This window comes from Bacillus cereus group sp. BfR-BA-01356 (assembly GCF_022663635.1).
Classification (GTDB): Bacteria; Bacillota; Bacilli; order Bacillales; family Bacillaceae_G; genus Bacillus_A; species Bacillus_A cereus.
Genome location: NZ_JAKUFX010000066.1, coordinates 20,970 through 31,587, shown reverse-complemented (window position 1 = coordinate 31,587; position 10,618 = coordinate 20,970). Strand labels below are relative to the sequence as shown.

Genomic DNA, 10,618 nt, shown 5'->3' with positions numbered 1-10,618 from the left:
GTTACAATGTATTGTGGGTATTGTTCTTGTTGGACGATAAAGCAGTTAGTTCATTGAGCTAGCTGCTTTATCATTTTAATAAACATCAACATTTACTCAGTACAAAATAGCATTTTTATTAAAAATGTTTCACATTCATCAAAACATCACATATAATACCATGTACCCTTTACCAGCAAGAGGGATAGGCATTTTACTAAGAGCACTTCTATAAGTGCTCTTTTTGATTTCACGATTACATAACGATTTTATTAAAACTTTTTCACCTTTTAATCAGACAAGCATATATTATTGTGTAGGGCACTCCAGTCCATACGTTCAAACCTTTTAGGCTAAAAGCACACTTATATGTGTGCTATTTTTTTATATTTCCTGCACTAAATAATTTTTGAATCATATATTGATTTTGAACGGAACTCACAAGTCATCGTTTCACAGTAAGTCTTGGTCAGAGAGCACTTTTAAAAGTGCTCTTTTAATTTATTTAGATGTATCACGTTCTACATACAATAAACATAGAATACAATGAGCCGATAAGACATAGTTTCTATATAATCGTGTACAATTTTTGTACGCGATTTTTTTATTAAATAAAGATTTTGTTTAGTTTTTTAATATCTTTGGATTGTCATAACCATTACCAATAACTTCAAACTCATTCTGATCTTCAACCAAGTGCGGCGACAATAATCTAGAAAACTCTTCAGTCTTAAGTATTAAAGTGGAGTATAACCAATCGATATTACCTTCAATTACTTCTGTACTTTCAATTACTTCTCGACTACAATCCGTATATATCACCCTTGTCCACCTTACAAGATCGCCTATATAAATATCGTTTCCATTCTTGTCTTTTAAACCTGTGTATTGTAGCAGTACAACATCCTTCAGTCTTCTTACATAAGTACCGTAACAAATTCCACCTTTGTTCATTGCCACTTGTACAACTTCATTAGCAAAATCTATATATCCAACGTCATAAATTTTTTCGGCTACCTTATCGAAAGCTCTAAACTTAATTTCTCTCATTCTTTTTCCCTCCAAAATAAGAATTTTGTACTATTTCACACCTTTTCCAAAACATTTAGAGCAAGTAATTTTTATACCTGTTTCGCGTAACCCGAAGCCAAATCTGTCTTCCCTTATTTCATAATCTTTACTGAATACAAATCCTTTTCCACTACAAGCCTTGCACTTCCGAGCTTTCATTACTTATCTCTCCTTTTTAAGAATATTTTCAGGATCAATTTCATAGTTCTCGCAAAGATCAACTAATTCGATTGCCACATAATTATCAAACAATCTAATTTCCATTCCGCCCTCGCTAAACCAATTGCACCCTACCATTTTTGTAAAATCCTCTAAATCGTGGAAGTAAACCCATACATAAAGTTCATTTCCTCTCCAGTCCATTTCCTTACCTTCACAAAATTTATATAAATCTAGTTCAGTCATTTCCGCTCTCCTTTTCTACCAAATAACGCTTTTGTTTAGTTTTCGATTTTCTGTCTGACTTCTTCCCATGTTTCTGGATCTTCGCTTTTTAATTCACCGAGATAGATTTCGTCTCCCGATTCCATATACTTATTCCAATACTCTTCGCATGTTTTGCACCAATACGTTGAGGTAAATCCATCTGTGTCTACACTCTTCACGACATTTAATGTATCGCCCTTTTCGAAATTTCTAGCGCAACCATAACATTGTCTGCATTTGCGAATTTTGACGTCCTTCGATTCAAGAACAGTAACCATTAGTCTATTCACCTACTTTTCTACAAAATTCAAATTTTATACCATTTAATTTACTTTTATTGTATTTTTTTGAATAATCGTGATATTATTTATTTATAAAGTCATTACGACTTTACCCTTATACAATGAGCCATGAGCCTTCACAACTCATGGCTCTTTTCATTACAAACTTCACTTCACATCGACACGTGCTTGACTTGCTTCTCGACTAAAACCATCCGGATATCTTTTAGCTAATTTTTCGATATTCATTTGAGCTATATCTTCTAAGGTATATCCCATTTCGTGAGACATAATGGAGAGATAGTACAAGATATCCCCCAGCTCTAAAGCGATTTTATGTGTATTCCCTTCTTCTTCTCCTGGACAATGAGCTGGATCAAATCCATGACCATGGAAAATAGCTTTTTTTACAATATCAGCAACCTCACCAGATTCTCCTGAAAGTCCTAATGCTGCATTTAAAACACGTCCACCAAAATCCTGATTTGTATTCCATGTACGTAATGCCGCTTCTTGATATTGATCTAATTCAGAAATTTGATTGTTGTTCATTAAAGCTTGTCCTTCCTTTGCTTTGCTCATTAATTTCGTCGCTTCTAATACACCGTTTCCCATTGTTTTCATTTTCATCTACTCCTCTTAACTAATATTTTTATTTTTAGACTTGGCTGGTGTTGTAGCTGCTTTTATCGGTTCCCATCCATAACTCAATCTGGATCTGAAAGTACTTACGCTGATGCCGTTGGATTCGGCAATCTTAACAAGTTCCTTCCTGTCCATTTGTTTACGGGTCGGAATATTTGCTGCATCTTTAGGATCCCAACCATTATTTACCCTGCTATAAAAAGTACTTGGATTGATTCCGTTTTCCGTTGCCAATTCCAACCACTTATTGCTTTTCCCTTCGTTCATATGCCAATATGTTCTTGGCGGTGTGGTCAATGCTTCTTGTAGTTCCCAACCGTATCTGTACATTCTCATGTAAAGAACCCTTCTACTAATACCGTTTGATTCAGCTTGCTGATATTCCTCATCAGTTAACCAACGATTGAAAGCCATCACTTTACCTCCTAATCCAGTGCTAGAAATTCCGCTCTGGTACGATTCGAATGAGTTATCCTAATCTTCTGAATACCTTTTCCGTGCTCTTCTATTGTTGCATTCCAAGCGTCAGTTTCAGTTTTAGCATCAAAACAATCCATCTTTTGCCGTTCCTCTTTATCGTAAAAATGGACTTCATAGCTTGGATTCAAAAACTTTTCACTGGTGCTTATCGCGTTGTAATTGAAACTACCTATAACATCATCGATTGTTAATTGCTTCATAATCGCATCCCCAGTTATTTAATTTTTTCTGTGATCGTAGTTGAAACACGATCAACTTTTCCGCCTTGCCAAGTGATTACTTGTTCCCCGAACCCTGTTACTGGAGGATTCAGTGGCGTAACCTCACCATTTTTGACCACATAAATTTTATTATCAGTAACATCGATTTCAACTTTCGTAGGCTTCATACGACTGAAATCCCCCTTTTTCTATCTTTTCAAAACAACCTCATCCTAAATTCATGTAAAATAAACATATATTTGGAAAGGAGGTAAAACTATGATGCATTTATCTATAAAAGAACGTGTTCTTCAAATCATTATCGAAAATAGGGACTTATTACATCCGGATTCTCAAAAATCATTGAATATGAAATTTTTGTTATCCGACGAAAGACTCCAGCACCTTTCGCCGGATACATTAATTGAAATTGTGAATCAATTGAATCTTTCTGGTAAGATTCGATATACTGTAAAACGCAATCCAGAAGAAGGAAATAAAGTTGTAAATTTTGTAATTAGAGAAATTTATTAATTATAATTCTTCGTAGTTGGCGCTACGGAGAATTATTTTTTCCATTTATCCACGGACGTCCCTAAATGCAACATCGCTTTCCCCATTGCATCAATGTAATTGTTAATTGTTTTTTTAATCATTTCACAATCCTCATGCACTAACTTTTCATATTCTTCAAACGTATTTGCACACCCGTAGTTAAAAACTCTTAATTCATTAAAACAATCATTAATTGCTGGAATCGCTCTTGTATGAATGGTTTCCGTACTAAATTCTTCTCTGTTGAGATGAATCAAATTTACGACTCTTTTATTTTCTACTTTGACCTTCAATAAAGTATTGAATGCCGGTTCATTTAACTTCTCTAAACCAAGTTCTTCCCTTAGATCATTTAGTGATTTCTTACCTTTTAACAAATCCTCTTGAAACTGTTCAGCTTCCATAATTATTGTTTTTTTCATATACTCACCCTCCAAAAGCTTGTAATCTTTGTTTCGCAATTTCCCGACGATAACTTGTTGCTTCATTTTTAATGGTTAAACTTGTTTCAACCATACGATCATAAGAACGTTTGCCTACTTGTTCTTGTAATTCTTTTGGTCGTAAATTACTTGTGTATAATGTAGGCAATTCCTTACGATATCGACCATCAATTACATTGAATAATTTTTCTTCTACCCACTCTGTTGTTTTTTCTGCACCAATATCATCTAAAATAAGTAAGTCGCATTCCAAAAGAGCTCGCATAATTTGTGTTTCATTTTCTTTGTTATCGTTGTTAAATGTACTTCGAATACGTTGTAATAACTCTGGTACACTTTGAAATACAACAATAAATCCTTGTTTTGAAAGCTCGTTTGCAATTGCTGCTGCTAAATGAGTTTTTCCATTACCTGGTTCGCCCCAAATCATGAGCGACTCTCCGTTCCATTTCTTAAATTCATTCACATATTTTTGTGCGATTTGCCCAGCGGTTACAGACCCTTTTCTTTCTCTAAACGCTTCAAATGTGGATTTCTTAAACCGTTCACCGAGATTACTGATACTAAACAACTTATCAATTTCACGCTTTTTGGCGAAATTTTGCGCTTCCCGAATTCTAGCTTCTTCTCTAGCTACCACACATTCACATGTAGGAAACACTTTTCGTTTTATCTTCAACTCTGGTACTTCTACAGGAACAGCAAGTATAAATGTATTACAATCAGGACATTCATAACCTTCTTCCTTATCATCACAAGCCGATGTATTCAAAATCCTCGTCATCACCTGATTTAGAGCTTCCATGATTCGAGCCTCCTTTAATTTTTCCTTTTCTTATTTTTTTAGAATTCTGCTGTCTTTTGAATTCTTCTTCTGCTGCATTAACATCAGCTAAAGTACGAATGTTTTTGTTAACCCACTGTTTTAGAATCCCTTCAGCATAATTCCATTTCTTTTGCTGTTTCAATGCACGTTCCATAGCTGCTTGTACAAGTTCTTCATTTGTATCATTTATCCACTGCGAAATATTTTCGGCTATGAATGAATTTAAAATACCGAAATTATTTTCGTAGAAAGAGAAGATACTACTACTTACAATCTCTGTAGTATTCTTTGTAGTAATCTCTGTATTTGTCTTACGTTTAAATGTAGGAGACTCTTCCGTTCTATCGTAAGAGGGTGGTACGTTTTGTTGTAATACCCTCTTACGTTCTAATGTAGGAGGGTTACCATTCTCCCAATATAAAATTGATATTTTTTGTATCTCTTCAGGAATGGGTTCTATAAACATTACATTGTTACATCGAGTTCCGTTTACAAATATCGTTCGAAAATCGATACGAACTAACCCTCTGCCCTTTAAGTAATCACAAGCATCTTTTACTTGTCTTTTTGTAAAACCAAATGAATCTGCAAATTGCTGATAACTCTTTTGAAGCGTATCTGCCTTAAACTTTTGTTTATATCTCACATTATTTGAATGCTCATCTCTTACTTCTATAGGTTTGTACCAATAAACAACCTCTCCTAATATGGATATCGCAACCACATTTGGTTTACCGTTATCTAATGTTAGTGTTTTAAACCAACCATGATCTATGACATTTCCACGGAAGTTCATCTGCCCTATTTGTAAAACTACGTTGTTCAAACCAGCCACTTCCTTTCGCAAATCGCTATATGCGATTCACCACTCCTAATAATGTTCTTTATTTTGTAATGAGGATAACCAACCTTGAAATACTGTTCAATCATTTGCTTTAATTCACCCTTGCTCTCTGCTAAGTCCCAAAACTTTTTAGGTAATAGCACTTGATATTCAATTGAATGCATGTACTATTTCCCTACTTTCCGTGGTATACTTATAACATCTTATTTTTTTCAAAGGACCCATTGCCGTGGGCCTTTTTATTTTGTTTCACATCACTCCAAGCCCATTGCTTTATTGGCTCATAAGTGATGTAAAGCAACCATGAACCACATGCGATTAACATTGCAAATATGACTAACGATGTTGTATCTTCCACTAAATCACCTCCTTATTGTTCAGATATCCATTGCAACAAGAACTCTTTTACTTGTTGAGCTGGAAAATACCATTTACCCCCTACTTTGTGTTTCGGAAATCTAGGGTCAAAAAAGAATGTTTTTTGAATGGTATTCCATCCCATACAAGTTCTTCGTTTTAATTCGTTAGCGTCCCAATACACTAACTCAGCATCGATTTCTTTAACCTTTTCCGCAATTTCTGCTAGATAAAGATTTCTCACTTCTTTTTCATCGACTTGAACACTAATCATTTTTATATCTCCTTTTCTGTAAAATTGAATTTTGGATGTTAAGAAATATAATCATCTAATGCACTAGGTCTCTCTGGCGGATACCATCCCGCAATAAACCTCATAGCATTCTGATAATATTTCCTTGGGATTTTATCGTATTTAGCTACACCAAAATGCCTTTTTAGCGCACCATAAATTCCTTGATACGATGCATTGTCATAACCTTCTTTTTTAAGTTCAAAAACACGTTGTTTTACTTTTCGCTGTACAGCTCCTTTATGTTGCTCAGTAAGCCATAGTTCGTTATCTACTAGAAGTTTCATTTTGTTCATTTCTTCTTCCGTATGATCTTGTCGTGATTTTATTTCTTTTAGTTCAGTCATACTATGGATTACTGCATCCTCAATACTGATTGGCTGTTGTTGTTTTTGAATTAATTCTTTCATACGATTGAACTCGTTAATGTATTTCATTTTTACAAGCATTGCCTTTTGAGTTGTGTAACCCATCGTGACTAACATGAATGCATCAAAGTTTAAAAGTTGCTTAATATACGTTTGTTTGTTTTGAGGGTGGATGTAATGAGTCTCGTAAAATCTCACGACCCCCAAATCAATTTCACTCTCAATGACTTCGATATTGTTTTTTAACTGTTCAATGCCTTCCGCTGTTCGTTTGATGTCTTTTAGTACATTGTGATGTTCTTTGTTGAACATTTTTGCAATCATCAGACTATCAGTTACAACCTCTCCTAAATTTTCAAATACCAACTCACTTAATGGATTTACTGGATGCTGCACAAATTGAAATTGATTCATTTTCTTTCCCCTTTCTTGTTCACGAAAAGTGAACGATTGATTAAAAATAATAGTTAACTTTTCGTTAACCTTCTACTAGTTCATCCACCGAAACTCCATATAATTTAGATAGTAAACCTAGTCTATATAAGCTCGGTTGCCTCTTACCTGACTCAAGTTGTGAATAAGCAGACTTTGTTGAATATCCAAGGTAATCACCAACATAACCTTGACTATAACCACGATTCTTGCGTAACGCTTTGGCTTTTTCTATATTTAATTTCATGTTTATCACCTTTGTTCGTTTCGTTAATTTGATAATATCACTATGTTCACTATTTGTGAACCCCTAAATTTAATTTTCTTTGAAAAACTTAAAAAGGTTGTCTTTGAGTGAACTTTTCTGTTACATTTTAAATATATACTATGTATATACTGAGTATATATTTAATGTATAAACGCAAAAGATACTGGTATATGTGAACGTTATAAAGGGGAGAAAACAGATGAATCACAAATTAATAAGTAAGAGAGTTAAAGAAATTAGGACTGAAATACTAAAAATGAGTCAGTCAGAATTCATTAATGCTCTCGGTCTGAAAAGTAAATCTGCGGTTTCAATGTGGGAAAACGAAGAAATAGATAAATGCCCATCAAGAAAAACTTCTTTAGATATAGCAAAACTCGCAAATATATCTGTAGCTTATGTCTTAGGTGAATCAGATGAAAAGAATCCTGTAACAAGTGCTCAGGACGAATTTGAAGAACTAATAACTCAATTTAGAGAAAAAGACCCAGAAAAACAAAAAGAAATTATGAAATTGTTCAAAGACTTAATGAAACTGACAGGCGATTGATAGCATCAGAAGCTACCGATCGCCTTTTTCATTTTAGATATAATTTCAAGTGATTTTTCATCACCTTCATGTGCTGCTTTCACAACCTCTAGTAATTGTGATTCGAATTCTGTTACCTCTGTCACTATCACGTTTTCTAAGCTTTCTTTTTTCATCCCTAAAACCCCCGTTTTTATCTATATAGATTGTGAATCGTTCACAATCGTAAAACTTTTACCTGATTCCCTAAAAAGTTTTATAGCCTATAATGCACGAAAGACGCTACCGAAGTAGCGTCTTTTTAAAATCCCCTTATTTTAAGCTTAAAGCCCACCGGGGTCCGTCATCATATATTGAATTGTAGGTGTAACATTTGAATTGGCACTAACTTTTGCGTCTGTCTTATATACTAATGTACATAAAGCAAAGGTACAGATTACTGTCGCAATAATTTTTTTCATTTAACTCACCTGCTCTTTCGTTAAGGCTTCACGAACAGCCTGCATGTAATATATATTACCATTTTTGGCAAGCTCTAGCAATGCATTATTAAGATATTCTATTCTTTTTTCTGGTCTAGCATAAGCATAATAATACCATTGGAAACCAGTCAGTTTTCCGTTCTCTTCTAACAACTCATTTAACAACTTAATAGCAAGGTTTCGATCTCCGTATTTCGCTTCAAAAAAAGCAATTTCAGCCTTATCTATTGCTGTAAAATCAATTTTATCAAGATTGAAGTTATGTTCTATGTAAAGAAAAGCTAATGTTGTATGAAATGATTTATATTTTCTAGTTTTCTGTGCAGAAGATACCTCGTTTAATAAGCTAATAGATTCCAGGATGTACTTTTCAGCTTTTAAGATTTCTCCCGAAAATATATAAGATTCCCCAATGCAACATAATCCTGTAGCTTTAGTAATTAGAGCGTTAAAACTTGATTCTACGACTTTATTAGCTATCCTACGACTTTCACTAACATTATTATTTAGAAGCTGTATATAGGCTTGGCGCTCATAAAAATGTAATTCTACACATTGTTTTACAAATTTATTTTTTACTTTTGGCAGTGCATTTCTAGCATTATCAGCATGCGGAAGCATCGCGCTATAATTCCCGTGGTCATACATGCATACGGTTAATAATAGTTCAATAAGTATTTCACGATCCACATCTTCTATTTGAGCTAATTTATTAACCAAATTACTTAGTTCTTGTCCACGCATCTCATTACGATTCCTTTTATTGAAAAGTTCGTATACATCAATATACCTCTGTAAATTTTCGTTTTCTTTATATTTTCTAATTAAGTATTGAATAGTGTCATATTCCCCAGCTGCTTGACAATAAAAAAGAGATTTTTTCACATTTAAATCGCTTGTGCATTTCATTATGAATTTCTTTATTTTCAATCTAATTTCTCTTTGATTATCATAGACTTCATTCAGCAGTTTTAAAAAGTTCTCAAATTTCATTTCGAATTTTCCATTTAGTCCATTACCTAGCGTTGTATTACTAACACCTATTTTTATGGCTAAATCATTTCTAACCATATTGTTGGAATCAATAAAATCCCGTACCTCGTTCATTAACTTTTTCATTTTTGCTCCTCCTATTGGAACAAAGACTTCGCTCGTTTTCTCAACTTTTTTAAAGGAAAAATAATACCATAGTAATGTTTTAGTATTATCGGCATGTTATAATGTAAGTGTTACTCATGTAGTGACCGAAAAGAGACTTATGGCAGATGTTCCCCTCGTGAGTCGGGCGAACGGTGTAAGAGTGGGCCAAATCACTCTTACACACGCTGTGAGTCTTTTTTTCGTTCCGTTTATTTTATTTGTTTTCATAATACCACAAATTTCCCAATATTCTGTCGTGTAATAGTCTGAAAACTATTGAGAAATTCGAGAAACACTTGTATATCAGTGTTTCTCGAATTTTTAAAAATAAAATATGCAATGTTGCATAGAACGTATTAAGACCTCACATGCATATTTTACCACAAAACCGAACTTTTGTTCTATATTATTTTATGTTGAAAATAGATTTACTATCAATATAACATAAATGACAATAAATCTATCATTTATAGTATATCAATATGTCTATAATTATACTTGTACTATGAAGACATTTAGTGAAACTTTAAAAACGTTAAGAAAAAGTCGTTCGTTAAGGCAAGAAGATTTAGCTCATGAACTAAACCTTAGTAGAAGCCAAATAAACAATTACGAAAATGGTTTTTCTGAGCCTGATCTCACTACATTATTTCACCTCGCTTCCTATTTCAATGTAACACTAGATGTGCTTACAGGTCGCATTGATAATTCGGATGATGAAATGTTACATAATACCTTATTTGGCGTTCAGAAAACATATGGAGTGTTATCTGAAAGTCAAAGAAAAAACTTCTGCAAACAACTAGATTATTATGTTCGTTTTCTTGGTGAGAATAATGAAATACTCTGATTTGATTTCATCATAAAAGAAATCATTTCCAATTTCAAATTGTAAAATTTTCTTCATTTTACAATTTGAAGGAGAGAGGGGACCATTCCTCTCTTTTTTATTTTTACATTAATTAGGTTGTCGTGATATTATTCTAATTAAGTTCGACAG

At 33.6% G+C, this 10,618-nt stretch carries 21 protein-coding genes; 3 read left to right on the top strand and 18 right to left on the bottom strand.

Features of this window, described 5'->3' with window-relative positions:
- Positions 1–603: 603 nt before the first annotated feature.
- The 8 genes from MR168_RS20255 to MR168_RS20220 form a co-directional block, all read right to left on the bottom strand.
- A complete protein-coding gene (locus MR168_RS20255) occupies positions 604–1,029 on the bottom strand; it encodes a YopX family protein (protein WP_086412312.1) in 426 nt (141 codons plus the stop codon).
- Between the two features lie 30 nt (positions 1,030–1,059).
- Positions 1,060–1,209: a hypothetical protein gene (locus MR168_RS20250; RefSeq protein WP_016125860.1), complete on the bottom strand. Its 150-nt coding sequence runs from the start codon at positions 1,207–1,209 to the stop codon at positions 1,060–1,062.
- Positions 1,210–1,212: 3 nt separating this feature from the next.
- Entirely contained in the window at positions 1,213–1,455 is a 243-nt protein-coding gene (locus tag MR168_RS20245; protein WP_086412311.1) for a hypothetical protein, read from the bottom strand.
- A 35-nt stretch (positions 1,456–1,490) separates the two neighbouring features.
- On the bottom strand, positions 1,491–1,754 hold the full coding sequence (locus tag MR168_RS20240) for a hypothetical protein (protein ID WP_086412310.1): 264 nt from the start codon (positions 1,752–1,754) through the stop codon (positions 1,491–1,493).
- Between the two features lie 171 nt (positions 1,755–1,925).
- Positions 1,926–2,381, bottom strand: a complete 456-nt coding sequence (locus MR168_RS20235) for a nucleoside triphosphate pyrophosphohydrolase family protein (protein WP_242291465.1) — start codon at positions 2,379–2,381, stop codon at positions 1,926–1,928.
- 15 nt (positions 2,382–2,396) lie between these two features.
- Positions 2,397–2,816: a hypothetical protein gene (locus tag MR168_RS20230; RefSeq protein ID WP_242291464.1), complete on the bottom strand. Its 420-nt coding sequence runs from the start codon at positions 2,814–2,816 to the stop codon at positions 2,397–2,399.
- 11 nt (positions 2,817–2,827) lie between these two features.
- Positions 2,828–3,082: a hypothetical protein gene (locus MR168_RS20225; protein WP_000811854.1), complete on the bottom strand. Its 255-nt coding sequence runs from the start codon at positions 3,080–3,082 to the stop codon at positions 2,828–2,830.
- Between the two features lie 14 nt (positions 3,083–3,096).
- Positions 3,097–3,270, bottom strand: a complete 174-nt coding sequence (locus tag MR168_RS20220; RefSeq protein WP_000805174.1) for a DUF3954 domain-containing protein — start codon at positions 3,268–3,270, stop codon at positions 3,097–3,099.
- Positions 3,271–3,361: 91 nt separating this feature from the next.
- Here MR168_RS20220 and MR168_RS20215 point away from each other — a divergent pair, with 91 nt between their 5' ends.
- Positions 3,362–3,616, top strand: coding sequence for a hypothetical protein (locus tag MR168_RS20215; protein WP_098678650.1), 255 nt, complete (start codon positions 3,362–3,364; stop codon positions 3,614–3,616).
- A 32-nt stretch (positions 3,617–3,648) separates the two neighbouring features.
- Here MR168_RS20215 and MR168_RS20210 read toward each other — a convergent pair whose 3' ends face one another.
- From MR168_RS20210 to MR168_RS20175, 8 genes are all read right to left on the bottom strand, one after another.
- Positions 3,649–4,059 carry a hypothetical protein gene (locus MR168_RS20210; RefSeq protein ID WP_098678651.1) on the bottom strand — a complete coding sequence of 137 codons (411 nt, stop codon included), beginning with the start codon at positions 4,057–4,059 and terminating at the stop codon, positions 3,649–3,651.
- Positions 4,060–4,063: 4 nt separating this feature from the next.
- Positions 4,064–4,885 carry an ATP-binding protein gene (locus MR168_RS20205; protein WP_423748834.1) on the bottom strand — a complete coding sequence of 274 codons (822 nt, stop codon included), beginning with the start codon at positions 4,883–4,885 and terminating at the stop codon, positions 4,064–4,066.
- Positions 4,833–5,732 carry a DnaD domain-containing protein gene (locus MR168_RS20200; protein WP_242291463.1) on the bottom strand — a complete coding sequence of 300 codons (900 nt, stop codon included), beginning with the start codon at positions 5,730–5,732 and terminating at the stop codon, positions 4,833–4,835. The genes MR168_RS20205 and MR168_RS20200 overlap by 53 nt, the downstream gene beginning before the upstream one ends.
- Positions 5,729–5,914, bottom strand: coding sequence for a hypothetical protein (locus tag MR168_RS20195; RefSeq protein ID WP_242291462.1), 186 nt, complete (start codon positions 5,912–5,914; stop codon positions 5,729–5,731). Before MR168_RS20195 ends, MR168_RS20200 begins: the two co-directional genes overlap by 4 nt.
- Positions 5,915–5,943: 29 nt before the next feature.
- Positions 5,944–6,108, bottom strand: coding sequence for a hypothetical protein (locus tag MR168_RS20190; RefSeq protein ID WP_201450779.1), 165 nt, complete (start codon positions 6,106–6,108; stop codon positions 5,944–5,946).
- Between the two features lie 12 nt (positions 6,109–6,120).
- Positions 6,121–6,381 (bottom strand): hypothetical protein, encoded by a 261-nt coding sequence (locus tag MR168_RS20185; RefSeq protein WP_016123370.1) that lies wholly within the window; start codon positions 6,379–6,381, stop codon positions 6,121–6,123.
- A 38-nt stretch (positions 6,382–6,419) separates the two neighbouring features.
- On the bottom strand, positions 6,420–7,181 hold the full coding sequence (locus tag MR168_RS20180; RefSeq protein ID WP_242291461.1) for an ORF6C domain-containing protein: 762 nt from the start codon (positions 7,179–7,181) through the stop codon (positions 6,420–6,422).
- A gap of 64 nt (positions 7,182–7,245) precedes the next feature.
- Entirely contained in the window at positions 7,246–7,446 is a 201-nt protein-coding gene (locus MR168_RS20175) for a helix-turn-helix domain-containing protein (protein ID WP_000773129.1), read from the bottom strand.
- A gap of 220 nt (positions 7,447–7,666) precedes the next feature.
- Here MR168_RS20175 and MR168_RS20170 point away from each other — a divergent pair, with 220 nt between their 5' ends.
- On the top strand, positions 7,667–8,017 hold the full coding sequence (locus MR168_RS20170) for a helix-turn-helix domain-containing protein (protein WP_001015842.1): 351 nt from the start codon (positions 7,667–7,669) through the stop codon (positions 8,015–8,017).
- A 5-nt stretch (positions 8,018–8,022) separates the two neighbouring features.
- Here MR168_RS20170 and MR168_RS20165 read toward each other — a convergent pair whose 3' ends face one another.
- Positions 8,023–8,172 carry a hypothetical protein gene (locus MR168_RS20165; protein ID WP_000712277.1) on the bottom strand — a complete coding sequence of 50 codons (150 nt, stop codon included), beginning with the start codon at positions 8,170–8,172 and terminating at the stop codon, positions 8,023–8,025.
- Positions 8,173–8,457: 285 nt separating this feature from the next.
- Positions 8,458–9,597, bottom strand: coding sequence for an AimR family lysis-lysogeny pheromone receptor (locus tag MR168_RS20160; RefSeq protein WP_086391745.1), 1,140 nt, complete (start codon positions 9,595–9,597; stop codon positions 8,458–8,460).
- A 526-nt stretch (positions 9,598–10,123) separates the two neighbouring features.
- Here MR168_RS20160 and MR168_RS20155 point away from each other — a divergent pair.
- Positions 10,124–10,468 (top strand): helix-turn-helix domain-containing protein, encoded by a 345-nt coding sequence (locus MR168_RS20155; protein WP_205189367.1) that lies wholly within the window; start codon positions 10,124–10,126, stop codon positions 10,466–10,468.
- Positions 10,469–10,618: the final 150 nt, after the last annotated feature.